The sequence below is a fragment of the Afifella sp. IM 167 genome, from assembly GCF_020144925.1.
Classification (GTDB): domain Bacteria; phylum Pseudomonadota; class Alphaproteobacteria; order Rhizobiales; family Afifellaceae; genus Afifella.
The window spans coordinates 322,267-346,483 of sequence record NZ_NSLC01000004.1 but is presented as its reverse complement, the minus strand read 5'-3'; the positions used below and the strand labels follow the sequence as shown (position 1 = coordinate 346,483).

General features: G+C 69.0%; 24 protein-coding genes. 12 read left to right on the top strand and 12 right to left on the bottom strand.

Features of this window, described 5'->3' with window-relative positions:
• The first annotated feature begins 2 nt into the window (after positions 1 to 2).
• Genes CLD20_RS09210 through CLD20_RS09200 form a run of 3 tightly spaced genes read left to right on the top strand, consistent with a single transcriptional unit; the run spans position 3 to position 3,846 of the window.
• On the top strand, positions 3 to 1,724 hold the full coding sequence (locus CLD20_RS09210; RefSeq protein ID WP_224406420.1) for an iron ABC transporter permease: 1,722 nt from the start codon (positions 3 to 5) through the stop codon (positions 1,722 to 1,724).
• Positions 1,712 to 2,767, top strand: coding sequence for an ABC transporter ATP-binding protein (locus CLD20_RS09205; RefSeq protein ID WP_224406321.1), 1,056 nt, complete (start codon positions 1,712 to 1,714; stop codon positions 2,765 to 2,767). Before CLD20_RS09210 ends, CLD20_RS09205 begins: the two co-directional genes overlap by 13 nt.
• The gene (locus CLD20_RS09200; protein ID WP_224406320.1) at positions 2,764 to 3,846 is read left to right on the top strand and encodes an MBL fold metallo-hydrolase; all 1,083 of its coding nucleotides are present in this window, start codon (positions 2,764 to 2,766) and stop codon (positions 3,844 to 3,846) included. The genes CLD20_RS09205 and CLD20_RS09200 overlap by 4 nt, the downstream gene beginning before the upstream one ends.
• On the opposite strand, the gene CLD20_RS09195 is transcribed toward CLD20_RS09200, so the two are convergent.
• From CLD20_RS09195 to CLD20_RS09185, 3 genes are read right to left on the bottom strand one after another with little or no spacing between them, the layout of a single operon-like run.
• Positions 3,843 to 4,706: an NAD(P)-dependent oxidoreductase gene (locus tag CLD20_RS09195; RefSeq protein WP_224406319.1), complete on the bottom strand. Its 864-nt coding sequence runs from the start codon at positions 4,704 to 4,706 to the stop codon at positions 3,843 to 3,845. The two genes, CLD20_RS09200 and CLD20_RS09195, sit on opposite strands and share 4 nt — an antisense overlap.
• A 32-nt stretch (positions 4,707 to 4,738) precedes the next feature.
• A complete protein-coding gene (locus tag CLD20_RS09190) occupies positions 4,739 to 5,503 on the bottom strand; it encodes a crotonase/enoyl-CoA hydratase family protein (RefSeq protein WP_224406318.1) in 765 nt (254 codons plus the stop codon).
• The gene (locus CLD20_RS09185; RefSeq protein ID WP_224406317.1) at positions 5,500 to 7,326 is read right to left on the bottom strand and encodes an acyl-CoA dehydrogenase; all 1,827 of its coding nucleotides are present in this window, start codon (positions 7,324 to 7,326) and stop codon (positions 5,500 to 5,502) included. The genes CLD20_RS09190 and CLD20_RS09185 overlap by 4 nt, the downstream gene beginning before the upstream one ends.
• A gap of 203 nt (positions 7,327 to 7,529) precedes the next feature.
• Between CLD20_RS09185 and CLD20_RS09180 the strand changes: the two genes are divergently transcribed.
• From CLD20_RS09180 to dxs, 4 genes are all read left to right on the top strand, one after another.
• Positions 7,530 to 8,519, top strand: coding sequence for an L-threonylcarbamoyladenylate synthase (locus CLD20_RS09180; protein WP_224406316.1), 990 nt, complete (start codon positions 7,530 to 7,532; stop codon positions 8,517 to 8,519).
• Positions 8,520 to 8,789: 270 nt separating this feature from the next.
• Entirely contained in the window at positions 8,790 to 9,716 is a 927-nt protein-coding gene (locus CLD20_RS09175; protein ID WP_224406315.1) for a histone deacetylase family protein, read from the top strand.
• 23 nt (positions 9,717 to 9,739) lie between these two features.
• On the top strand, positions 9,740 to 9,988 hold the full coding sequence (locus tag CLD20_RS09170) for an exodeoxyribonuclease VII small subunit (RefSeq protein ID WP_224406314.1): 249 nt from the start codon (positions 9,740 to 9,742) through the stop codon (positions 9,986 to 9,988).
• Between the two features lie 156 nt (positions 9,989 to 10,144).
• Complete coding sequence (gene dxs, locus CLD20_RS09165; protein WP_224406313.1) at positions 10,145 to 12,073, top strand: 1-deoxy-D-xylulose-5-phosphate synthase; 1,929 nt, start codon at positions 10,145 to 10,147, stop codon at positions 12,071 to 12,073.
• An 86-nt stretch (positions 12,074 to 12,159) separates the two neighbouring features.
• Here dxs and CLD20_RS09160 read toward each other — a convergent pair whose 3' ends face one another.
• Positions 12,160 to 12,687: a superoxide dismutase family protein gene (locus CLD20_RS09160; RefSeq protein ID WP_224406312.1), complete on the bottom strand. Its 528-nt coding sequence runs from the start codon at positions 12,685 to 12,687 to the stop codon at positions 12,160 to 12,162.
• 361 nt (positions 12,688 to 13,048) lie between these two features.
• Here CLD20_RS09160 and CLD20_RS09155 point away from each other — a divergent pair, with 361 nt between their 5' ends.
• Genes CLD20_RS09155 through CLD20_RS09140 form a run of 4 tightly spaced genes read left to right on the top strand, consistent with a single transcriptional unit; the run spans position 13,049 to position 16,422 of the window.
• Positions 13,049 to 13,792, top strand: a complete 744-nt coding sequence (locus tag CLD20_RS09155) for a TlyA family RNA methyltransferase (RefSeq protein WP_224406311.1) — start codon at positions 13,049 to 13,051, stop codon at positions 13,790 to 13,792.
• A complete protein-coding gene (locus CLD20_RS20375) occupies positions 13,785 to 15,014 on the top strand; it encodes a class I SAM-dependent RNA methyltransferase (protein WP_224406310.1) in 1,230 nt (409 codons plus the stop codon). Before CLD20_RS09155 ends, CLD20_RS20375 begins: the two co-directional genes overlap by 8 nt.
• 52 nt (positions 15,015 to 15,066) lie before the next feature.
• Positions 15,067 to 16,140 (top strand): class I SAM-dependent methyltransferase, encoded by a 1,074-nt coding sequence (locus CLD20_RS09145; protein ID WP_224406309.1) that lies wholly within the window; start codon positions 15,067 to 15,069, stop codon positions 16,138 to 16,140.
• Entirely contained in the window at positions 16,141 to 16,422 is a 282-nt protein-coding gene (locus CLD20_RS09140; protein WP_224406308.1) for a hypothetical protein, read from the top strand. It abuts the gene before it with no gap.
• 63 nt (positions 16,423 to 16,485) lie between these two features.
• Here the strand turns inward: CLD20_RS09140 and ribB are convergent, their stop codons facing one another.
• From ribB to CLD20_RS09125, 3 genes are all read right to left on the bottom strand, one after another.
• A complete protein-coding gene (gene ribB / locus CLD20_RS09135) occupies positions 16,486 to 17,592 on the bottom strand; it encodes a 3,4-dihydroxy-2-butanone-4-phosphate synthase (RefSeq protein WP_224406307.1) in 1,107 nt (368 codons plus the stop codon).
• Positions 17,589 to 18,689 (bottom strand): chorismate synthase, encoded by a 1,101-nt coding sequence (gene aroC, locus CLD20_RS09130; protein ID WP_224406306.1) that lies wholly within the window; start codon positions 18,687 to 18,689, stop codon positions 17,589 to 17,591. The genes ribB and aroC overlap by 4 nt, the downstream gene beginning before the upstream one ends.
• A 158-nt stretch (positions 18,690 to 18,847) precedes the next feature.
• A complete protein-coding gene (locus tag CLD20_RS09125; protein ID WP_224406305.1) occupies positions 18,848 to 19,867 on the bottom strand; it encodes a 1-aminocyclopropane-1-carboxylate deaminase in 1,020 nt (339 codons plus the stop codon).
• 144 nt (positions 19,868 to 20,011) lie between these two features.
• On the opposite strand from CLD20_RS09125, the gene CLD20_RS09120 reads away from it, so the two are divergent.
• Positions 20,012 to 20,491, top strand: a complete 480-nt coding sequence (locus tag CLD20_RS09120) for an Lrp/AsnC family transcriptional regulator (RefSeq protein ID WP_224406304.1) — start codon at positions 20,012 to 20,014, stop codon at positions 20,489 to 20,491.
• A 15-nt stretch (positions 20,492 to 20,506) separates the two neighbouring features.
• Here CLD20_RS09120 and CLD20_RS09115 read toward each other — a convergent pair whose 3' ends face one another.
• The 5 genes from CLD20_RS09115 to CLD20_RS09095 are packed head-to-tail and all read right to left on the bottom strand — an operon-like array spanning position 20,507 to position 24,151.
• Positions 20,507 to 21,088, bottom strand: a complete 582-nt coding sequence (locus CLD20_RS09115) for a histidine phosphatase family protein (RefSeq protein WP_224406303.1) — start codon at positions 21,086 to 21,088, stop codon at positions 20,507 to 20,509.
• Positions 21,089 to 21,098: 10 nt separating this feature from the next.
• A complete protein-coding gene (locus CLD20_RS09110; RefSeq protein WP_224406302.1) occupies positions 21,099 to 22,145 on the bottom strand; it encodes an NAD regulator in 1,047 nt (348 codons plus the stop codon).
• Positions 22,117 to 22,632 (bottom strand): tyrosine phosphatase family protein, encoded by a 516-nt coding sequence (locus CLD20_RS09105; protein ID WP_224406301.1) that lies wholly within the window; start codon positions 22,630 to 22,632, stop codon positions 22,117 to 22,119. Before CLD20_RS09105 ends, CLD20_RS09110 begins: the two co-directional genes overlap by 29 nt.
• The gene (locus CLD20_RS09100) at positions 22,632 to 23,297 is read right to left on the bottom strand and encodes a YfbR-like 5'-deoxynucleotidase (RefSeq protein ID WP_224406300.1); all 666 of its coding nucleotides are present in this window, start codon (positions 23,295 to 23,297) and stop codon (positions 22,632 to 22,634) included. The genes CLD20_RS09105 and CLD20_RS09100 overlap by 1 nt, the downstream gene beginning before the upstream one ends.
• Before the next feature lie 2 nt (positions 23,298 to 23,299).
• On the bottom strand, positions 23,300 to 24,151 hold the full coding sequence (locus CLD20_RS09095; RefSeq protein ID WP_224406299.1) for a folate-binding protein YgfZ: 852 nt from the start codon (positions 24,149 to 24,151) through the stop codon (positions 23,300 to 23,302).
• Positions 24,152 to 24,217: the final 66 nt, after the last annotated feature.

Below are 24,217 nucleotides of genomic sequence, written 5' to 3'. Positions count from 1 at the left end.
GTCTGGCGGGCGCGGCCTTCGCGCGCCCGCCTTTCCGGCGCTTTGTCGAGCGCCATTTTCTCCTCGTCCTCGTCGCGCTCTACCTCGCCGCCTTCGCCCTCTGGCCGCTGGCGCGCCTCTTCGCCGAGGCGCTGGCGCCCAACAAGGCTGGCGAGCTCTTCGGCGTCTTCCTCGACCAGTGGCAGAGCCGCGCGGCCATCCGGGCGCTTACCAACACGCTCGAAGCCTCGCTTCTCTCCACCGTCGTCTCCGTCGCGATCGGCACGGTCACGGCGACGATGCTCGTCCTCACCAACATGCGCGGCAAGGGCGTCATCGTCTTCATGCTCCTCCTGCCGCTGCTCATCCCCTCGCAGATCACCGCGCTCGCCTGGATCGAGCTGACCGGCCCGACGAGCCCGGTCCTGACGCCGCTCGGCCTTGCGCCGGAGGCCGGCACCACCAATCCGCTCTATTCCAAATGGGGGATCGTCCTCGTCATGGGGGTGGAGCATGCCGCCCTCGTCTTTCTGACGGTTCGGGCGGCCCTCGCCTCGCTCCCCTCCGACATCGTCGAGGCGGCAAGGCTGGCCGGGGCAAGGCCGCTCAGGATCGCCCTGCGCATCCTGCTGCCCCTTGCCTTTCCCGCCGTCCTCAGCGGCGGCGCGCTCGCCTTCGTCGCCTCGATCGGCAATTTCGGCGTGCCGGCGCTCCTCGGCATCCCCGGCCGCTACACCATGCTGACGACGCTCATCTACCAGCGCCTGCAGGGCTTCGGCCCCCGCGTTCTCGGCCAGGTCGCGGCGCTTGCCGTCATCCTCACGCTGATTGCGGCCGTGGGCCTTCTGGCCCGCAGCCTCGCCGCGCGCCGTCTGGGGGCGGCGATCGAGCGTTCCAGCGCCCCGCTTGTGCCATTTCCGCTCGGCCGCTGGCGCCTGCCGGCGGAGGCGGGCATCGGGCTCTTCCTCCTCGTCATCGCCGTCCTGCCGCTCTTCGCCCTCCTCGGCACCTCGCTCCTGCCGGCGCTCGGCGTGCCGCTGACGCTCGATACCGTCACGCTCGACAATTATCGCTTCGTCCTCTTCGGCTACGAGGCGGCGGAGCGCGCCTTCCGTAACTCCTTTGGCCTAGCGCTCGCCGCCGCGGCGATCAGCGCCGCCGTCGCGCTGCCGCTCGCCTACCTCTCGGTCGTGGAGCGGCGCCCGGTCGCGCGCCTCCTCGACGTCGTCGCGGATGCGCCCTATGCCATTCCCGGCACCGTCCTCGGCATCGCCATCATCATTGTCTTCCTGCCGCCGCTGCCCGGCCTCGGCGTCAGCCTCTACAACACGGGATGGATCATCCTGATCGCCTATCTCGCCCGCTTCCTCGCGCTCGTCCTGCGCCCGACCGTCGCCGCCATGGAGAGCCTCGATCCCGGCATGGACGAGGCGGCACGCGCCGCCGGCGCCGGCATGTTCATGCGGCTGAGGGCGGTGCTGGCGCCGCTGGTCGCGCCGACGCTCGCCGCCGGCGGTCTCCTCATCTTCATGCAGGCCTTCAACGAGCTGACGGTTTCCGCGCTCCTGTGGTCGAGCGGCTGGGAAACGCTCGGCGTCATGGTTTTCTTCCTGCACCGGGAGGGAAACACCACCGCCGCCGCCGCGCTCGCCACCCTGGCGCTGATCGCCGCGCTCGGGCTTGCCGGCATCGCCGCCTTCTTCGCGCGAAAACTGCCTTCCGGGATGGTGCCATGGCGGGCGTGACGGCCTCTGGCCTGACGAAGCGCTTCGGCCGGACCGAGGCGCTGAAGGCCGTCGACCTTGCCATCGAGGACGGCGAGTTCCTGGCGCTGCTGGGGCCTTCCGGCTGCGGCAAGACCACGCTCCTGCGGCTCCTGGCGGGCTTTGAGGTACCCGATGCGGGCGAGCTGCGCCTCGGCGGGCAGATTGTCGCCCGCGCCGGCTGGGCGCTGCCCCCGGAAGCGCGCAACGTCGGCATGGTTTTCCAGTCCTATGCGCTCTGGCCGCATATGTCGGTGGCGGGAAATGTCGCTTTCGCGCTCCGGGTGCGCGGCGTTGCGGCCGGCGAGCGCAGACGCCGCGTCGCCGAGGCGCTCGATCTCGTCGGTCTCGGCGGCTTCGCCGAGCGCAAGCCCGCGCAGCTCTCCGGCGGGCAGAAGCAGCGCGTGGCGCTCGCGCGCTGCCTCGCCATGCGGCCCGCCGTCGTTCTCCTCGACGAGCCCCTCGCCAATCTCGACGCGCATCTGCGGGAATCGATGCAGGCCGAGTTCCGCCGCTTCCACCGCGAGATCGGCGCGACCTTCGTCTACGTCACCCACGACCAGAACGAAGCGATGGCGCTCGCCGACCGCATCGCCGTCATGGACAGGGGCGCCCTGCAGCAGGTCGCGGCGCCGCAAAGCCTCTACCGGGAGCCGGCGACCGAGATGGTCGCCCGCTTCGTCGGCCGCGGCATGCTCCTGCCGGCGACGGTTCGCGGCCGGCAGAACGGCTTTATTGTCGCCGAAGCCCTTGGATCGCCGGTTTGCGTGCGCGGCAGCGGGGAGGCGGGAGAGCAGCGGCTTCTCTGCGTGCGTCCGGCCGATCTCGGCCTTGGCGCTTCCGGCATCGCCGCCCGCGTCACCGCGGCCACCTTCCAGGGAGCCGCCACGGTTGTCACCGTCCTTGCGGAGGCCGGCGAGGAGGCGCTCACGCTCGAATGTCATGGCGCGCCGCCCGCAGAGGGCGATCTGGTCCATGTTTGCCTGCGCGATGGCTGGCTTCTGCCGGGAAAGGTCGGCGCGTGACGCTGCGCTTCAAGGCCATCTCCGGGCTCGGCCCCAAACAGCCCGCCACCTTTCTGGTGGAGGCCGAGGGCCGGCGCATCCTGTTCGATCTCGGCGAGGAGAAGGCGACCGGAAGGCGCGCCGACCTTTCCGGCATCGGCCGCGTCGACGCTGTCGTCCTTAGCCACGGCCATCACGACCACATCGGGGCGCTCGACCTTCTTCCGATGCTCGGCGATCCGCCCCTCTACGCCACGGCCGCTGTGCTCGCCCGGCTCGGCCCGCGCGGCAACGCCTTCGAGCTTCCCGTGCGCGGGCGGACGGAGATCGCAGGCCTCGCCGCCGAGACGGGGCGCGGCGGCCACGCCATCGGCGGCGTCTGGACGCGCATCGATGCCGGCGGCGGCTTCCTCTACATGGGCGACCACAGCGACGAATCGAACGTCTTCGCCTTCGATCCGCCGCCGCCCGCCGCCACCATCGTCCTCGACGCCTCCTACGGAGCGGCGCAGGAGCCGCGTGCCGCGCAGCTTGGCGACATCCTGCAATTGGCGGAGGCTGGCCGTGTGCTGATCCCGATCCCGGCCGATGGGCGCGGCATCGAGCTGGCGCTGATCATGGACGAGGCCGGACGCCGGATCGCCGTCGATGGCGAGGTTCGCAGATATCTCACGCGGGTGGCGGGCCCCGACAGCGCCTATGCCGCGCCGGGCGTGGCGGAACGGGCGGAAAAGCTCGCGCGCACGGCCGCCGATGCGGCCGATCCGGATGCCGATGCCGAGGTCTATCTCTCGGCAGACGCCGATGGCGATTCCGGCGTGACGGCCGAGATCCTGGATCGCGCCATCCCGGGGCTTTCGACCGTCTTCACCGGCCACCTTCACGCACAGACGCGCGGCTATCGCATGGTGGAAGCGGGAGAGGCGGTCTTCCGGCGCTACAACGTCCATCCGACGCTGGCGCAAAATGCGCGCCTTGCCGCCGCCGTCGGCGCCAGCCGCGTCGTGCCGGCTTTCGGCAACCCGGATCATCTCGCGGCCTGGAAAGAGGCCTTCACGCCCGCCCGGGTCGATATCTCGGGCGAATTCGCTGTCGGCTAGCTTCCGGCGGGTTTCAGCGAGGCGGGCGGCACCGAATCGGCCGGCACGAAGAAATCCGGCTGCAGCGCGACGGTCGGATCGACGCGGTACGGATCGAAATCGGTCACGCCCTCGCCGGCGAGGAATGTGTCGTCGATGAGGAAGTTGCCGGTGAATTCGTCCGCCGGCTTTTGAAAGATCCGGTAGGCCGCGTCGGCGAGAATCTCGGGCTTGCGCGAGGCGCGCATCATCGCCTCTCCTCCGACGACATGCTTGATCGCGGCCGTCGCGATCGTCGTGCGCGGCCACAGCGCGTTGACGGCGATCCCCTTGGAGCGGAACTCGCCGGCAAAGCCGAGAACGCACAGGCTCATGCCGTATTTCGCCATCGAATAGGCGACATGCGGGGCGAACCAGCGCTCTGAAAGATCGAGCGGCGGCGAAAGCATCAGCACATGCGGATTTTTCGCCTTCTCCAGGAAGGGCAGGGCGGTCTTCGTCACCATGAAGGTGCCGCGGGCATTGACCTGATGCATCAGGTCGTAGCGGCGCATCGGCGTGTCGGGCGTCTTCGTCAGCTGGATCGCCGAGGCGTTGTTGACGACGATGTCGATGCCGCCGAAGGTCTCGGCCGTCTTGGCGATCGCCGCCTTCACCGCCTCTTCCTCACGGATGTCGACTTCGAGCGCCAGCGCCTTGCCGCCGGCCTTCTCGATTTCCTCGGCGGCGGTGAAGATGGTGCCTTCCAGCTTCGGATGCGGCTTGGCGGTCTTGGCGGCGACAGCAACATTGGCGCCGTCGGCGGCCGCCTTCAGCGCGATGGCGAGGCCGATGCCGCGCGAGGCGCCGGTCACGAAGAGGGTCTTGCCGGCAAGGCTCATGGAATGTCTCCGCTTGGTCGGATGGGGTTGGGTCAGGAACCGAGAAAGGCCGCGAAGAGGGCCTGCGCCTCTCGGCTCGCCAGTCTCTCGCCGAAGAGCTCGGCCTCCGCGTCGATGCGCGCCAGCACCGCCTCGCGGTCGCCGCGCAGGAGCCGGCGCGACACCAGCATCGCCTCGCGCGGCTTGGCCGCCAGGATGCCCGCCGCCTTCAGCGCGGCTTCCTCCGCCGCCCCTTCCGGCACGATGGTGTTGACGAGGCCCGCCATCTCCGCCTTCCGCGCGTCGAAGGCCGAGCCCATGACGAGCAGCTCGAAGGCGCGCTGGTGGCCCATCACCCGCGGTGCCAGCAGGCTGGAGGCGGCTTCCGGCACCAGCGCCAGATCGACGAACGGCGTCCTGAAGGTGCTCGTCTCGGCGGCGACGACATAGTCGCAATGCATGAGAAGCGTCGTGCCGATGCCGACGGCGAGCCCGTCGACGCCGGCAATCAGCGGCTTCTCGCTGAGCGCCAGCTCCTTGAGGAAGTTGAGGATATCGGCGGCGAGGCCGAAGCTGCCCTCTCGGTCGGTGCCGGCATTCTTGAGGTCGGCGATGTCGTTGCCGGCGCAAAAGACGCCCGGATGGCCGAGGAAGACGCAGGCGGCGATGTCGGCGTCCTCTCCGGCCTCGCGCAGCGCCTCCACCATGTCGTGGTACATGGCGGTGGTCAGGGCGTTCTTCTTGTGCGGCCGGTTGAGCCGGATGAGGCGGATGGAGCCGCTGTCGGCGGGGCGGTCCTCGATCAGAAGGTCGCTCATGATGCGGCCGCCAGAAGTTCGCCGGAGGTCGTGAGCACAGCGTCGGCGCCTTCCACGACCTCCTCTTTCAGTCCCCGTGTCTGGCGGGCGAGGCGCTCGCAGAAGGCGCGCGCCACCTGGATGCGCAGCTTCGCCGCGTCGCCGCCCTCCATGTCGGTGGCGAGGGCGCCCCTGGCGAGATAGGCGCCGCCGGCGGCAAGGCCGAAGAGCCTCAGGAACGGCGTCGCCCCGGCGAGCGCCGCCTCGACATGGCCGGCGAGAAGCTCCGAAAGCAGGTGCTCGCTGGCTTGCGCGCAATCCTTGAGGGAGGCGGCGACGGCCTCGCCCATATGGCCGAGCTCGGGCCGGTTGGAGGCGCGGACCGCCTCGGCGATCTCGCCGAGCTCGGCAAGATAGAGGCGGATCGCCTCGCCCTGCGAGAGCGGCAGCTTGCGGGTGACGAGGTCGATGGCCTGCACGCCGTTGGTGCCCTCGTAGATCGGCGTGATGCGTGCATCCCTGAGGTGCTGCGCCGCGCCGGTCTCCTCGATGAAGCCCATGCCGCCATGCACCTGGATGCCCTGCGAGGCGACCTCCACGCCCGCATCGGTGGAGAAGGCCTTGGCGATCGGCGTCAGCAGCGCCGCCCGCTCGCCCCAGAACTTCTCTCCGCCCGCGCCCTCCGGCGCCGGCGCGCCGGCCTTCGCCATGTCGATCGCATGCGCGCAGGCGTAGCAGATCGCCCGGCTGGCGCTCGTCAGCCCGCGCATGGCGAGCAGCGTACGGCGGATGTCGGGATGGACGATGATCGGGCTCATCTCGCTGTCGCCGCTGCCGACGGCGCGGCCTTGCCGGCGCTCGGCCGCATAGGCGCTGGCCTGCTGCGTCGCCCGCTCGGCGATGCCGACGCCCTCGATGCCGACCATCAGGCGGGCATTGTTCATCATCGTGAACATGGCCGCGAGGCCCCGGTTCTCCTCGCCGATCAGATAGCCGACGGCGCCCTTTTCCGTGACGCCCCCGGCGCCAGCCCGCCCTTCGCCATAGAGCATGACGCAGGTCGGGGAGGCGTGGATGCCGAGCTTGTGCTCGATGGAGGCGGCGACCACGTCGTTGCGCGCCCCGAGCGAGCCGTCTTCGTTGACGAGGTATTTCGGCACCAGGAAGAGGGAGATGCCCTTGGTGCCGTCCGGCGCGTCGGGCAGGCGCGCGAGCACGGTGTGGACGATGTTGTCCGTCATGTCGTGCTCGCCATAGGTGATGAAGATCTTCTGCCCGAAGAGGCGGTAGGTGCCGTCGTCGCGGCGCTCGGCCCGGCAGCGCAGCGCGCCGAGATCGGTGCCGGCCTGCGGCTCGGTGAGGTTCATCGTGCCCGTCCACTCGCCGGAGACGAGCTTTGCAAGATAGCGCGCCTTCAGTTCGTCGCTGGCATGCAGATGCAGGGCTTCCACCGCGCCGACGGTCAGCGTCGGGCCGAGCGCGAAGGCGAGCGAGGCGCCGTTCCAGATGTCGAAGGCGGCGACCTGCAGCATCAGGGGCAGGCCCTGGCCGCCGAACTCCTCCGGCGCCGAAAGCGCGGCCCAGCCGCCCTCGCACCATTTGCGGTAGGCCTCGGCCCATCCGGGGGGCATCGTCACGGCCCCGTCCTTGAAGCGCGCGGGCTCACGGTCGCCGGTCGCGTTGAGCGGGGCGATCTCTTCCGATGCGAAGCGTCCCGCCTCCTCGAGGATGGCATCGACCAGGTCGTCGGTGAGCTCGCCGAGATGTCCGGCCTCGATGGCCTTGGAGAGGCCTGTGATCTCTTTCAGCGTGAAGGCGATTTCCGCGACGGGCGCACGATACATATGGTCTCCCTCCCAGGCGCGTTTCGTGGCGCTGCCCTTGTCCGATCCTCGCCGGCTCCCGGCACCCCGGCAGCCTCTCCGGCCCTTGACGCGCCCCGAATATGGGGCGATGCGGACAGGCCGGCCAGCGCCGCAGAGCCAAGGCGATCTATGCCTCCGGTTGTATGTGCCGTTTACGTAAGCTGCAAGGATGACGAAGCGGCATGAGCGCAAGGATTCTACGCTGGCGGGAGGGTGACAACGAAAAGCTGCTGAAGCAAGCGGCCGATATCCTCTCCCATGGCGGCCTCGTCGCGATTCCGACCGAGACCGTGTACGGCCTTGCCGCCGACGCGACGAACGGCGAGGCGGTGGCGAGGATCTTCGCCGCCAAGGGCCGGCCGCGCTTCAACCCGCTGATCGCCCATGTCGCCGACCTTGCCATGGCGCGAAGCTGCGCGCGCTTCGATGCGCGCGCCGAAAGGCTCGCGCAGGCCTTCTGGCCGGGCCCGCTCACGCTTGTCCTGCCGCTGGCGGAGGGCGCGCCGGTGCATCCGCTGGTCACGGCGGGCCTCGGCACCATCGCCATCAGGCGGCCATCGGGCCCTTCGGCCGAATTGATCGCCCGGTTCGGCCGGCCGCTCGCGGCGCCGAGCGCCAACCCTTCCGGCCGCCTCAGCCCGACGAGCGCCGCCCATGTCGCGGAGGGCCTCGGCGAAAGCATCGACGCCATCATCGATGCCGGTCCATGCCGCGTCGGGCTGGAATCGACGATCGTCTCTCTCGCCGGCCAGGCGCCCCGCCTGCTGCGCCCCGGCGGCCTTAATGCCGCTCAGATCGAGGCGGTGCTCGGCGAGCGGCTCCTGGCCCCCGAGACGGTTTCGGGCGAGGCCCGGAAAATCGAGGCGCCCGGCATGATGTCGAGCCACTACGCGCCACGGGCCGCGCTGCGGCTCGATGCGGCGCGCGTGGAGCCCGGCGAGGCGCTCCTTGCCTTCGGACCGGCCCTTCCGGAAAACGCCGGCGAGGCGGTTGCGACACGTAACCTCAGCCCGGCCGGAAGCCTCGTTGAGGCGGCGGCCAGCCTCTTTGCCTTCCTGCACGAGCTCGATCGCTCCGGCGCCGCGGTGATCGCCGTCGCCCCGGTGCCGCGGCAGGGCCTCGGCGCGGCGATCAACGACAGGCTCGCCCGCGCCGCCGCGCCCCGCGCCTGAGCCGCCGGGGCGCGAGCGCAGCAGCCGCAGCCGCTGCGGCACCATCTTTCGGCTGGACGGCGGGCGGCGTCAGTCTAGTTTGACGGAAGTGTTTCAGGCCGATGACTTTGTCGGCAGACGCTGCTAGGCGTTGAATCAATATTTGGGGAGCGAAACGGCAGCCGAAATGGCGAAAGTCTGTGCAAAGCCGTCCTATGGACGGGCCGATGTACGCACGGGGCGGCGGCACGGCATATCGGGGACATGTCGCCGGCCGCGGGACGCGGCGGAGTGACCACCCTTCTTCTTCACCACTCCGATTTCCTGGAGCATCTGACGGCGCCCGGCCATCCCGAGCGGCCCGATCGCCTCAAGGCGCTGCATGCCGCGCTCGACCACGAGGCTTTTGCCGGCCTCGCCCGCGAGGAGGCGCCGATGGCCGAACCCGAGATCGGCCTTCTCGCCCATCCAGAGGCATATGTGGACAAGGTGCGCTCTGCCATTCCGGAGGTCGGGCTGGCGCGCATCGACGCCGATACGGTCGTCTCGCCCGGCTCCTGGAATGCGGCCATGCGCGGCCTCGGCGCGGTCTGCCGTGCCGTCGACACCGTCAATCGGCGGGAATTTTCCAATGCCTTCGTGGCGCTGCGCCCGCCCGGCCACCATGCCGAGCGCGACCAGGCGATGGGCTTTTGCATCTTCAACAACGCCGCCATCGCCGCCCGCTACGCCCAGCGCGAGCACGGCATGGAGCGCGTCGCCATCGTCGACTGGGACGTGCACCACGGCAACGGCACGCAGGACATCTTCTGGACCGATCCGAGCGTGCTCTACTGTTCCACGCATCAGATGCCGCTTTATCCCGGCACCGGTGCGCTGACGGAGACGGGCGCCGGCAACATCTGCAACGCGCCGCTTTCCGCCGGCGACGGCACGGAGATGTTCCGCGAGGCCTTCTGCGAGCGCATCCTGCCGCGGGTGAAGGATTTCGCCCCCGATCTCATCATCGTTTCGGCCGGTTTCGATGCCCACCAGCGAGACCCCCTTGCGGAGATCAACCTCAGCCACGAGGATTTTGCCTGGGCGACGGGAAAGCTGATGGACCTTGCCGACCATCATTGCGAGGGTAGGCTCGTCTCGCTTCTGGAGGGCGGCTACGATCTGCGCGGCCTCGCCGTTTCCGCCGCCGCCCATATCCGCATGCTGATGAGCGCCTGAAAAAGCTTCGCGAAGGATTGCCGATGACTGAAGAGACGGGCGAAGCGATCGACAAGATGTCGTTCGAGACCGCCCTCGCCGAACTGGAGAAGATCGTCACCGATCTCGAACGCGGCGAGGTGCCGCTCGAGCGCTCCGTCGCGCTCTATGAGCGTGGCGAGAAGCTGAAGAAGCGCTGCGAGGCGCTCCTGTCGCGCGCCGAGGAGCGGGTGGAGAAGATCCGGGCCGGCGCCGATGGCGAAGCCGCCGGGGTGGAGCCGCTCGATTCCTGAGCACCTCGGGAAAACCCCTAATTCCTGCTGATACCGCCGCTTTTCGTCGCGGCCGGGAGGCCGGGGGCGGCATTGTTACGGTTTGCGCGCCTCGCGGCGAATGGCTATGGTCGCCGCCCGTTGCCGTATCCGCTTGCGCGTTTTTCGCAGGGTGTCATGTCCCACAATCCCCCTTCCACGCCGCTGCTCGATCAGGTCAAGTCACCTGAGGATCTGCGTCGCCTGAGCGAGCGCGACATGCGCCAGCTCGCCGACGAACTGCGTGCCGAGGTGATCGACGCCGTCTCCGTGACGGGCGGCCATCTGGGCGCCGGCCTCGGCGTGGTGGAGCTGACGGTGGCGCTGCACCGCGTCTTCGACACGCCGCGCGACAAGATCATCTGGGATGTCGGCCACCAGTGCTACCCGCACAAGATCCTGACCGGCCGGCGCGACCGTATCCGCACCATACGCCAGGGTGAGGGCCTGTCCGGCTTCACCAAGCGCAAGGAATCCGAATACGATCCCTTCGGTGCCGGCCATTCTTCCACCTCCATTTCCGCCGGCCTCGGCATGGCCGTGGCGCGGGATCTGAAGGAAGAGGATTTCAAGGTCGTCTGCATCATCGGCGATGGGGCGATGTCGGCGGGCATGGCCTATGAGGCGATGAACAATGCGGGCCATCTCGGCTCGCGTCTCGTCGTCATCCTCAACGACAACGACATGTCGATCGCCCCGCCGAGCGGGGCGATGAGCAACTATCTCGCCCGTCTCGTCTCCGGCCAGACCTACCTTTCGCTGCGCGATGCGGCCAAGCAGCTGACCAAGCGCCTGCCGCTCGCCGACATGATCCACGAGAAGGCGCGGCGCACCGAGGAATATGCCCGCGGTTTCTGGACCGGCGGCACCCTCTTCGAGGAGCTCGGCTTTTACTATGTCGGCCCGGTGGACGGCCACAATCTGAGCCATCTGCTGCCGGTGCTGCGGAACGTGCGGGACGCCCAGGGCGGCCCGATCCTCCTTCACGTCGTCACCCGCAAGGGCAAGGGATACGCGCCGGCCGAGGCCTCCGCCGACAAGTATCACGGCGTCTCCAAGTTCGACGTCGTCACCGGCCAGCAGGCCAAGGGCAAGTCGAACGCGCCTTCCTATACCAAGGTCTTCGCCACCAGCCTCGTCAACGAGGCGCGCGAGGACGACCGGATCGTGGCGATCACGGCGGCAATGCCCGCCGGCACCGGTCTCGACCTCTTCGAGAGCGAATTCCCCGACCGCACTTTCGATGTCGGCATCGCCGAGCAGCATGCCGTCACCTTCGCCGCCGGCCTCGCCGCGGAAGGCATGAAGCCCTTCGTGGCCATCTACTCGACCTTCATGCAGCGCGCCTACGACCAGGTCGTGCACGATGTCGACCTGCAGCAGCTCCCCGTGCGCCTGGCGCTCGACCGCGCCGGCCTTGTCGGGGCCGACGGGCCGACCCATGCCGGCGCCTTCGACATCGCCTATCTCTCCTGCCTGCCGAACATGGTGGTCATGGCCGCGGGCGACGAGGCGGAGCTGCGCAGCATGGTGCGCACCGCCGTCGCCTATGAGGAGGGCCCGATCGCCTTCCGCTATCCGCGCGGCGAGGGCATGGGCGTGGAAATGCCCGAGCGCGGCGAGATTTTCGAGATCGGCCGCGGCCGCATCGTCCGGGAAGGCAGCAAGGTCGCGATCGTCTCGCTCGGCGGAAGGCTTCCCGATTCGCTCGCCGCCGCCGATGTGCTGGAGCGGGCGGGGCTTTCCACGACCGTTGCCGATGCAAGATTCGCCAAGCCGATCGACGCCGACCTCCTGCTTCGGCTGGCGCGGAGCCACGAAGTCCTGGTGACGGTGGAGGAGGGTTCCGAAGGCGGCTTCGGCAGCCGCGTCCTCGGCCTCCTCGCCAATGCCGGCAGGATGGAGGAGGGGCTGAAGGTGCGCACGCTCACCTTCCCCGACCGCTACATCGACCACGACAAGCCGGAGCTGATGTACCGCCTTGCCGGGCTCGACAAGGACGCCATCGTCGCCCGCGTCTTCCAGGCGCTCGGCCGCGAGGTGCCGGAAGAGGCGCTGCGGGCCTGAGGCCCGGCCTTTGGCTGGATCGCCCCCGGGCGGGATTGTCTTGCCGCGATCGATCAGGGCGGCCGAGGCCGCCCTTTCTTTTCGCGCTATTTCTTGGAGATGACGGCGCAGGCGACGCGCGTTCCCGCATCGCCCGAAGGCTGGCTTTGATAATCGTCGGTGCCCTCGTGGATGATGAGGGCCGATCCGTCCGCATCCATCAGCGGCGCGGGATCTTCCGAAAAGCGGAGCTGGGTGTTGAAGAGTTCGACCTCGGTCTTGGCACCCTCCACCACCATGAAGTTCGGCATGTCGCCGGCATGCATGCCGTTCGCCGTGAGGATGCCGTGCTGGTGCCCCGTCGGATTGTAATGTCCGCCGGAGGCCTTGAAGGCCGGCGCATCGGAGCAGTCGCCCTTCTCGTGAAAATGCACCGCATGCATGCCCGGCTTCAGCGCGCCCGCAGGAATCGAAAGGTGGAGGATGACGCCGCCGGGCGTGTCGGCCAGCTCAACCTGTCCGAGTGTGCCTTCGGCGCCCGTGAGCTCCGTTGAATACGTAGCCGGCTTACTCGCCTCCTGGGCGAGGGCCGGGCTGGCGATGAGCACGATGGCTGCCATGGCAAAGCTGCGCATGCCGTTCTCCTCCTGTTCGGACCGTGAGGCGAACTCGCCAGAGGGGTCGCGGTTCCCCGCCATCTGAAGCGGCCCGGCGCGGGATCGCCGGTTCGCCGCGACCTTGCGGCGCTCGCGGCTTTCTGTCAGATGGCCAAGCGATGCGAAGTCTGGGACGATTCCGGCCTGTGAGGTTCGGATGCGGCTCTGGATTTCGGTTGTTTTTGCTTCCATCTTGACGGCCATGGCGCTTCTTTTTGCGTTGTATGGCGCGCCGGGCCGGGGCATGTCTCACAACCATATCGCCGTTGACCGGGGTTTCGTCAGCGCAACTCTGCATTGAACGGATCTGCCCCTCCGCCCATCACCACCGGTTGGATCGATGACAGAACGCCTTCGCCTCGACGAGGCGCTCGTCCGGGCTGGATTGCTGCCGAGCCGTGCGCGCGCCCGCGATGCCGTGCTGCGCGGCACGGTGCGCGTCGGCGGCCGGACGGTGACGAAGCCGGCGACGCGGGTCGGGTTGGATGAGGAAATCCGCCTGGATGATCCGGCCGCCCGCTATGTCTCGCGCGCCGCGCTGAAGCTTGCGGCGGGCCTTGATGCTTTCGGTTTCGAGCCCGCCGGCCGATCCGTTCTCGACCTCGGCGCCTCCACGGGCGGCTTCACGCAGCTCCTCCTGGAGCGCGGCGCCAGCCACGTTCTGGCGGTTGATGTCGGCCACGACCAGATGCATGAAAGCCTTTCATCCGATCCGCGCCTGCGCTTGGTAGAGGGCCTCAACGCCCGCGACCTGAAGCGCTCCGACCTTGGAGGCCAGACGATAGACGCCGTCACCGCCGACCTTTCCTTCATTTCCCTCCGCCTTGCCCTGCCGCCGGCGCTGGAACTCGCCGCGCCCGGCAGCTGGGGCGTCTTTCTGGTGAAGCCGCAATTCGAGGCCGGCCGCGAAGCGCTCGGCAAGGGCGGCATCCTCCGCGATCCGGACGAAGGGCCTCGCATCGCCGAAGCGCTCGCCGAATGGCTCGATGGCCGCTCCGGCTGGGCCGTGAAAGGCATTGCGCCCGCCCCGCTTGCCGGTGGCGACGGCAACCAGGAATATTGCCTCGGTGCCTGCCGTGGATGAGACCGTCACGATCTCCCGTCTCGGCCATCGCGGCGACGGCATCGCCGAGACGCAGGAAGGCCCGCTCTTCGTGCCTCTGGCCCTGCCGGGCGAGAGGGTAAAGGTCGCCCGCAGCGGCAAGCGCGGCGAACTCCTGGAGGTGCTGGAGCCGTCCGAGAAGCGCGTGCCGCCGCCCTGTCCGCATTTCGGCGTCTGCGGTGGCTGTGCCCTTCAGATGCTGCCGCTGGAGGAGACGCGGCGCCTCAAGCGCGGCTTCGTCGAGGAAGCGCTTCTGCGCGCCGGCATCGAGGCGAAGGTGGAGGAAACGATCGGCGCGCCCGTCGATTCCCGCCGCCGGGCTGTCTTTTCCGCCAGCCGAAGCGGCAGGAAGGTCGCCTTCGGCTTCCATCGCCGCGGCGAGCGCCGGCTCGTCGATATCGAGACATGCCTCGTGGTGCGCCCCCGCATCCTCGCCGCCCTTCCGCTCCTGCGCGAGATTGCCGCTCTCCTGGCGCGCGAGAAGCGCGAACTGCGCATGAGCGTCCTGGAGACCTCCGTCGGTCTCGACGTCGCGGTGACAGGCGGCGCGCCGGCGACCTCCAGGCTCGTCTCCCGCTTCGTCGGCCTGGGGCGCGGCGCCGCGCTCGCGCGTCTTTCGCTCGACGGTGAGATGCTGATGGAGCTTGCCGCGCCGCGGATCCCCATCGCCGGCGTCTTCGTCGACCCGCCGCCGGGCGCCTTCCTGCAGGCGTCCGCGGAGGCGGGAGAGGCGATGGCGGCGCTCGTGGCGGGGCATCTTTCCGGCGCAAAACGGGCGGTCGATCTCTTCTCCGGCCTCGGCACCTTCACTTTCCCGCTGGCGCGGCAAATGCCGGTCCTTGCCGTCGAGGCCGAGAAGGCCTCGCTCGAGGCGCTGCTTGCCGGCGCACGCGGGGCGCAGGGATTGAAGCCGGTCGAGGGGCTTTCGCGCGATCTCCTGCGGTTCCCGCTGGGGCCGGATGAGCTGAAGCGCTTCGACGCGGCCGTCGTCGATCCGCCCTGGGACGGGGCGCGGGCGCAGGCGGAAATGCTGGCGGCTTCCGGGCTGAAGCGCATCGCCATGGTCTCCTGCAATCCGGCGAGCCTTGCCCGCGATCTTTCCATCGTCCTTGCCGGCGGCTATGGCATTGAGCGCGTCGTGCCGGTCGATCAGTTCGTCTATTCGGCAGAGACGGAAGTCGTCGTTCTCCTCAGGCGAACTTAGCGCTCGACTTCGCCTTGGCGGCACCCCATTTCTGCGCTGAAAGAGAGTGATCATGGCTTCGGTGTCGATTGACGATTGGGCGAACGGGATGCGCTATGCCGCCGTGCAGGGCGCGCGCGTCGCCTGGTATACGGGCCATGGCCTTGCCATGCGGCGGATGCTGAAGAGTATTGCCGCTAAGCACCCGCAGGCGGCTCCGCGCGTCGCGCCCCCTTCCACGCCCGTGCCGGATCTTCCCCGTCTCCTGCGCGACGTCGGCAAGCTGATGGCGCGCGACTATGCCAATGTGCGCGCCGGGCTCTACCCGATGCCCGATCCCGAAGAGGCCGATCTCGGCCGGGTCCTGGCCACGAGCCGCGCCTTCTTCGCCGATGTGCCGGAGGTCGCCCGCCGCCGCCGCGAAGGGGCGAGCCAGGAGGTCGGCGGCAAGCGCGGCGAGGGCAATCGCCCGCGTTACTACATGCAGAATTTCCACTTCCAGTCCGGCGGCTGGATGAGCGAGGAATCGGCCCGCCTCTACGACATGCAGGTCGAGGTTCTCTTCAACGGGGCGGCGAGCGCCATGCGCCGTCAGGCGCTGGTGCCTGTGGCGCAGGCGCTGAAGGGCCGCGACCAGAGAGAGCTTCTCGCCGCCGATATCGCCTGCGGCACGGGCCGTTTCGTCGGCGATCTGCGCGGCGCCTATCCGCGCCTGCCGGTGATCGCCCTCGATCTTTCGGAGGAATATGTCGGCGAGACCCGCCGCCATGTCGGCCGTGCCGCCACGCTCCGCCCGATGGTCGGCAAGGCCGAGGCGCTTCCCCTGTCCGATGCGAGCCTCGATCTGGCGAGCGCCATCTATCTCTTCCACGAGCTGCCGCCGAAGGTGCGCCGACAGGTGGCCGGCGAGATCGCCCGTGTCGTCAAGCCGGGCGGCACCTTCATCCTCGTCGATTCCCTGCAGCCGGGCGATGCGCCCGATTATGACGGGCTGCTGGAAGTCTTCCCGCAGCTCTTTCACGAGCCCTATTACAACGGCTACCTCAAGGAGGATCTTGCGCGCCTGTTTGCGCCGCATGGCCTTGTTGCCGAAAAGGTCGAAACCGCGTTCTTTTCCAAGATCGTGACGTTCCGGCGGGCGGCATAGATGCGTCAGGCGACCCTGCTTTTCCTGGCGCTGCTGGCGTTTCTGGTCGGCCTTGCCTTCATCGCGACGCCGATCCCCCTAGGTGCGCCGCTCTTTGCCGCCTCGCTGGTCCTCGCCATCGCGGCCAGCCGGCGCGCCACCCGCATCGTCGCCGGCTTCCGCTACGCCGTGCCGCTTGCCGACAAGAGCATCAGCTTCCTGGAACGCCGGGGCGGGCGCCGTCTCGGTCGCGTTCTGCGAAAGACGAGCCCGCGCCGGCTGCCCCGGCGGCCGGCGGTCTAGGCTTCAGAAGCAGGGGAACTCGGGAAGGACTTTGGCCACGCCGCCGCCTTGCGGCGTGTTCGCCTAGTCCCCCAGTATCTCCGTATCCTCGATCTCGATGCCGAAGCCCCTGAGGCCGACATAACGGCGCTCGCGGGTGGACAGGAGGCGGATCGACTGGACCCCGAGATCCTTCAGGATCTGCGCCCCGAGCCCGACCTCGCGCCAGGCTTCCTTGCGGCCGGCGGCCGATCCGTGGCTCTCAAAAGTCTCCAGGTCGCGGGTGCGCCGCGACTGGCGGGCAACGCCGACCGAGCCGTCGCGCAGATAGACGATGATGCCGCGTCCGCGTTTGGCGAAATCGGCCATCATCTCGTCGAGCATGCGCCGGGCGCCGAAGACGTCGTCGAGCACCGATTCCAGATGGATGCGCACCGGGATCTCGCGCCCGTCGCGGATATCGCCGAAGACGAGGGCGAGATGGTCCATCGGGTCGAGCGGGGTGGCGAAGGAATAGGCCGTCGCCGGGCCCGCCGGCGTCGTCACCTTCTGCTCGCTCTGGCGCGTGATGAGCTTTTCGTTGCGCTGGCGCCAGGCAATGAGGTCGGCGACCGAGACCTGCACCAGCTGGTGCTTCTCGGCGAAGGCCGATACTTCCTGGCCGCGGCACACCGTGCCGTCGTCGTTGACGAGCTCGGCGAGCACGCCCACCGGCGGCAGGCCGGCCAGCCGGCAGAGATCGACACAGGCCTCGGTATGGCCGGAGCGCACCAGGACGCCGCCGTCGCGCGCGATCAGCGGGAAGACGTGGCCGGGGCGCACGAAATCGGCCGGCCCGGCATTCTCGTTGGCGAGCCCGCGCACCGTCGCCGTCCGTTCCTCCGCCGAAATGCCCGTCGTCAGCCCGTGGCGGAAATCCACGGAGACGGTGAAGGCGGTGGAAAGCGGCGCGTCGTTCTCGCTCACCATCGGCGTCAGCTGGAAGCGCTGCGCCATGTCGCGCGGCAGCGGCGCACAGACGATGCCGCTCGTATGGCGGATGATGAAGGCCATCTTCTCCGGCGTGCAGTGCTTCGCCGCGACGAAAAGGTCGCCCTCGTTCTCCCGGTCGTCGTCATCGGTGACGACGACGATTTCCCCGCGCTCGAAGGCACGGATCGCTTCTGCGACCTTTTCCACTTCGTCTCTCATGTCAGTGATTGTCCGGTCTGCGCCCTGTGGCGCAGATAATGGTCGGCGACGACGAGGGCCATCATCGCCTCGCCGACTGGTACCGCGCGGATGCCGACGCAGGGGTCGTGCCGTCCCTTGGTGGTGATCTCCACTTCCTCGCCCGAGCGCGTGATGCCCTTGACCGGCACCATGATGGAAGAGGTCGGCTTGACGGCAAAGCGCGCCACCACCGCCTGGCCCGTCGAGATGCCGCCGAGAACGCCGCCGGCATTGTTGGAAAGGAAGACTGGCCGGCCGTCGTTGCGCGCCCGCATGGCGTCGGCGTTTTCCTCGCCGCGGATGCGCGCGGCCTCAAAGCCGTTGCCGATCTCCACGCCCTTCACGGCGTTGATCGACATCATCGCCGCGGCGATATCCTGGTCGAGCTTGCCGTAGACCGGCGCGCCGAGCCCTTCCGGCACGCCCTCGGCGACCACTTCCACGATGGCGCCGACGGAGGAGCCGGCCTTGCGCACCTCGTCGAGATGCGCCGCCCAGCGTGCCGCGGCCTCCGCGTCCGGGCAGAAGAACGGGTTTTTCGCCCTCTCGTCCCAGTCCCAGCGTTCGCGGTCGATGCCGATCCCGGCCATCTCCACCAGCGCGGCGCGGACCACGAGTCCCGGCACCACCTTGCGGGCGATCGCCCCGGCGGCGACGCGCATGGCCGTCTCGCGCGCGGAGGAGCGCCCGCCGCCGCGATAATCCCGCAGCCCGTATTTCGCCTCGTAGGTATAGTCGGCATGTCCCGGCCGGAAGCGGTCGCGGATTTCCGAATAATCCTTGGAGCGCTGGTCGACATTCTCGATCATCAGCGAGATCGGCGTGCCGGTCGTCACCGGCCCGCCGGTGCGGTCATCCTCGAAGACGCCGGAAAGAATCTTCACCGTGTCCGGCTCGCGGCGCTGGGTGGTGTATTTCGACTGGCCCGGCCGGCGCCGGTCGAGCTCCGCCTGGATCTCCGCTTCCGTGAGCGGGATCATCGGCGGGCAGCCGTCGACGACGCAGCCGATGGCCGGTCCGTGGCTTTCGCCCCAGGTCGTGACGCGGAAGAGATGGCCGAAGCTGTTGTGGGACATGTTCCTGCCGGGCTGAGCCGGCACCTTGCCTTTGCGAACGGGCGCCGGTTCTAGGCGTTTTTTGGCCCGGGTTGAAGGGGCGTCGTCTCCACAAACCACCCTCCCGCTTGCGCCAGGGGGCAGGGAGCGCTCCCGGGCCGCGCAGGAACCGCTGCCGCCTACCCGTTCCGGTACGTGTAGCTGTAGCCGTTCAGCGCCGGTGCCCCGCCGAGATGGGCGTAGAGCACCTTCGATCCCTCGGGGAAGAAGCCTTTTCGGGTCAGGTCGATAAGGCCCTGCATCGATTTGCCCTCATAGACCGGGTCGGTGATCATCGCTTCCGTGCGCGCCGCAAGGCGGATCGCCTCATTCGTCTCGTGGCTCGGAATGCCGTAGGCCGGATAGGCGTAGTCGGTGAGGATGACGATCTCGTCCTCGCGCACGGGCCGGCCGAGCTCGACGAGTTCCGCCGTTCCGTCGACGATCTGGCGCACCTGCGCCCGCGTCTGCTCGGGCGTCGCCGAGGCGTCGATGCCGATCACCCTGTCGGCGCGGTTGTCGGCGGCAAAGCCGACGATCATGCCGCCCTGCGTGGAGCCGGTGACGACGCACACGATGATGTAGTCGAAGGTGACGCCCATCGCCTTTTCCTGGGCGCGCACTTCCTCCGCGAAGCCGACATAGCCGAGCCCGCCCAGTTTGTGCACCGAGGCGCCGGCCGGGATGCCGTAGGGCTTGCCGCCGGCATCCTTCACCGACTGGATCGCCTCCTCCCAGCTCCTGCGGATGCCGATGTCGAAGCCGTCCGGCAGGATGCGCGAATCGGCGCCCATCAAGCGGGTCAGGAGGATGTTGCCGACGCGGTCGTAGACGGCGTCCTCGTGCGGCACCCAGCTTTCCTGCACGACGACGCATTTCATGCCGAGCTTGGCCGCCGTCGCGGCCACCTGGCGCGTATGGTTCGACTGCACGCCGCCGATGGAGACCAGCGTGTCGGCGTTGGAGGCGATGGCATCAGGCACGATGTATTCCAGCTTGCGCAGCTTGTTGCCCCCCATGGCGAGGCCGGAATTGCAGTCGTCCCGCTTGGCGTAGATCTCCACCTTGCCGCCCAGCGCCTGCGAAAGGCGCGGCAGATGCTCGATCGGCGTCGGGCCGAAGGTGAGGGGGTATCGTTCGAACTTGTCGAGGCGGAGCATTCGGCCCTCCAGGCGCAGGGGTCATCGTCGCTCATTCATAGCGAAGCTCTTGTGAAAGGTGCTCCCGAAGTTATTGCCTCCAGCGGCGCTCTTCGATCACATTGCGGCGCAAATGAATGAGAAATCCGCAGGGTGAGGCCAGGAATGAAAGAGGCTTCCGCGGCTCCGGGCCTCGACCGGGTCGATCGACGTATCCTGGCGCTGCTGCAGCGCGACGGGCGGATGAGCAACGCCGAGATCGCCAGGGCCGCGAATGTCAGCCCCGCCACCTGCCACCGCCGCACCCAGCGCCTTTTCGATGAGGGCTATGTGCGGCATGTGCGGGCCGAGATCGCGCCGGACAAGGTGGGGCGCGAGGCCCTCGTCATCGTCGGGGTGGTGCTCGATCGTTCAACGCCGGAGAGCTTCGCGGCCTTCGAGGCGGCCATCGCCAAGCTCCGCTTCGTGCTCGACTGCCACCTCGTCGCCGGGGATTTCGACTATTTCCTGAAGATCCGGGTGCAGGACATCGCCGGCTTCAACCGGCTGCACGGCGAGCGCCTGATCGCGCTGCCCGGCGTGCGTCAGACGCGCACCTTCTTCGTCATGAAGGAAGTGGTCGACAACGCGCCCCTGGAGTTCTGAGGCGCGCCGGGGCGCTCAGATCATCATGGCCTTGCCCTCGAAGACCGCGATGATGCGGTCATGGGGTACGTAGAATTGCGGCGCCGAGGCTGCCGGCAGGCCGATGAGGTGGTGGAGGGCGACGCGCGTGATGCCGCCATGGGCGACGAGGACGGTGCGCCCGCTCTGGCCCTTCATCCACTCGGCGAAACGCTCGGCCAGCATGGCGTAGCTCTCGCCTGCCGGCGGCACGAAGTTCCACTTGTCCGCCTTGCGTGTGGCCACCGCCTCCGGGTGCTCTTCCTTCAATTCGCGGATCGTATGCGCTTCCCAGTCGCCGAAGGAGACCTCGCGCAGCGCCGGATCGGTGGTGAAGGGCTGGTCGGCACGACCGGCGTTCTTCAGCACGATCTGCATCGTCTCCATGGCGCGCCCGAGCGGCGAGGCGACGAATTTCCATTCGTGATCGGCAAGCAGCGAGGGCAGCACCCGCCCGTTGCGCGCCGCCTGGCGCCGGCCGATCGCGTTGATGGGGATTTCGCGCACGCCCTGGAAGCGGCCTTCCACGTTCCAGTCGGTCAGGCCGTGGCGCAGCAGCAGGATGACATCGCCGGTCATGAAAACTCCATTAGGGGCGGCCGCGGAGCCGGAGACCGGCCAAGGCGCCTTCCTTCATCACTTCCCGCCGGAACCGGAAAAGGGCGGCCGGACGCCCGCCCGTGGAGATGCTCGTCTCGCCCGTCTGTTCCACAAGTCGGGTCTGTTCCACAAGCCGCCGGAAGTTCTGTTTGTGCAGATGCCGGCCGGAAATCGCCTCCACCACCTTCTGCAGTTCGGTCAGTGTGAAGGAATCGGCGACGAGCTCGAAGACGACAGGCCGGTATTTCAGCTTGGCGCGCAGGCGGCTGATGGCGGTGGCGAGGATGCGCCGGTGGTCGAAGCGCATCGGCCGGCCGATGGGGGGAAGGTCCTTCCACAGGGCGGCGCTGGCGCGCCCGTCGCGCCGCGCTTCCGGCACCAGCCCGGCTTCGTAGAGAAGCTCGTAGCGGTCGAGCACCCGCTCCTCGTCGAAGGGCACGCCGCCCCAGCCGAAGGCGAGGCGCACCCGCTCGCGCCGGGCGAGCGGCCGGTCGGGCCGCTCGGCGGAGGGCGCCATGGCGCACCAGCGCTCCAGCGCCGGCTCGATGGCCGCGTCGAGGATCGGCGGCCGGCCCGTGCGCCAGTCCTCCCAGGGAAAATAGCCGTACCAGGGCCGCCAGTCCGCGCCGCTCTCCTTCAGCGCCTCCTCGCCGTCCTCGTCGCGGCGGGTGAGGGCGAGGTAGCCGACCGACATGACATGCGCGGCCGTGTCGCCGCGCCTTGCATGCCGGCCCCGGTCGCCGAAGGTGTAGAGCTGTTCCACATAGCCGAGGCGCAGGCGCGTCTGCTCCTCCACGAAGGCGCGGAGCCCGATCTCCATGGTGCGGTGCTCGAGCGGGTCGAACGGGCCGAAGGGCAGGCCCTCTTCGCGGCCCTTCGCGCCGGGCTGGGTGACGAGGATGAGCGGCGTCAGCCGGTCGACGGCGACGATGGCCGCGTTGAGGCCGATCTCGATGCGCGCGGGAGCCTCGCGCCCGGCCGCCGGCAGCGCCGCGGCGGGCCCCGGCTCACTCGTCGATGCGGAGCGCGAAGACATTGCCTTCAAAGGCGTTGGCGCCGCGGCCGATCCCCTCGATCGCGGCGACCATGCGGCCCTCGCGTTTCAGGTACTGGTCGGCGAGCGCGACGATGCGGGCATTGGGTGTGGCCTGCGGCGAGCGCGCGCGAAGGCGCCGCGCGACGACCTCCTCGGAAACGTCGGGCCGCAGCGCGCAATAGGCGGTGAAGGCGCCGGCGGTGGAGCGGCTGATGCCCGCCCAGCAATGCACGACAAGCGGCGCCTTTCGGTCCCATTCCTCCACGAAGGCGACGAAGCGGGCGATATGCTCCTCGCCGGGCAGGATCATGCCGTCCACCTCCATGGAGATGTCGTTGAGGCCGAGAAAGAGATGGTTCTCCGCGGGCACGCTTTCTGGCCGAGGCACGTTGGTGCCGGCATTGATGAGCGTGGCGATGTGGCGGGCGCCGGTGGCCCTCACGGTGGCGGCAAGGTGCGCCAGCGGGCAGACATAGATGGCCGGCATCAGGCGCTCCTCCGCTGCCGGGCGGCGGGGCGCGCGGCCGGTGCCTCCGCCCTTTTTGCAAGTCCCGTCTCGACCTCGATAAATCGCTCGCGGAACCGGCGCTCCGCCTCCGTCGCCGGCCAGGGCGTGAGCAACGCGCCGACCGCCTCGCGGGAGACGGAGGGATCGCCGAAATAGCGACGCGCCTCCTTCTCGGCGAAGCCGGCAAGCAGCGTCGCCTCCCAATAGGCGGCGGCCTGGTCGGCCTTCTTGATCTGCTTCTTCAGCTTCGGCTCGCATTCGGCCGGCAGCGCGAAGCGCAGATGCACCGCGTGCTGGAGGCGCCGCTCCACATCCTTGTACTCGCCGCCGAGCACTGCCTTGAACGGCGAGATCATGTCGCCGATCACGTATTCGGGCGCGTCGTGGAGAAGCGCGGTGAGCCGCGCCGGCGCGTCGAGCGTGGGCAGGAGAAGGGCGAGCACGGCTTCCACCAGCAGCGAGTGCTGCGCCACCGAATAGGCGTGGTCGCCATGCGTCTGGCCGTTCCAGCGCGCCACGCGGGCAAGCCCGTGGGCGATATCCTCCAGCTCCACGTCGAGCGGGGAAGGGTCGAGGAGGTCGAGCCTCCTTCCCGAGAGCATGCGCTGCCAGGCGCGCCCCGGGGCGCTGGAACGATCGGGCATGGCTATCCCTGTCCGCCGGCCGTTGCCTCCGGCCATGTGTAGCACGCCCAGTCCGGCAGGGCGGCGGCGACGGGCGTGCCGCCCGCGCTGATCTCCTGGCCCGCGGCGATCGCCTCGCCGAGCCGGTCGATCCGCACCAGAGCGATCGCCTTGCCATCTGCCGAGGAACCGAGCCGTCCGACGACCTTCTCGCCGGCCAGCACATCTGCTCCGGTTTCTGGCAGCGCGCCGCCATTGGAGGCGGTGAGAAGCACCATGCGCCGGCGGGCGGTGCCGCGGTGCTGCATGCGCGAGACGACCTCCTGGCCGATATAGCAGCCCTTCCGGAAGGCGACGCCGTGAAGGCAGTCCATGGCCGCGTCGTGCGGGAAGGCGTCGTTGTAGAGAAAGTCGGTGCCGCCCTCCGGCACGCCGAGCAGGACCCGGCGGGCGTGATAGGCGACCGCGTCCGTGTCGGGCGAGAGCGCATCCGGCGCGGCAACCATCCGCCAGCCGAGCGCTTCGAGCCGGGGATCGGCATGGGCCCCCTCCGGCGCGGCCCCGTCCCAGCCGGCGAAGACGGCGAGCGCCTCGCCCGCTTCGGCGATGTCGACCTTCGCCCGCAGGCGGTAGAGCGTCAGCCGCTTCAAAAGGTCCGGCGCCGCGGCCGCCGCGATATCGAGCGCAAAGCCCTCGCCCAGCCTGTGGATGAAGAAGTCGGCGATGATCTTTCCCTGCGGCGTCAGCAGCGCGCCGTAGGCGAGGCCGCCCTCGTCCGGCGGCAGGTCGCAGGTGACGATATTGGCGAGGAAGTGCCGGGCTTCCGGCCCCCCCACCTTCAGGATCGTCCGCTCTGTCAGTCGTGCCAGCGCCATCGCCTCGTCCTCCGGTTCTCAGCTAAGGCGGATCGCCTGCGGGGGCAATGCCGCTTGCGCTCCCTG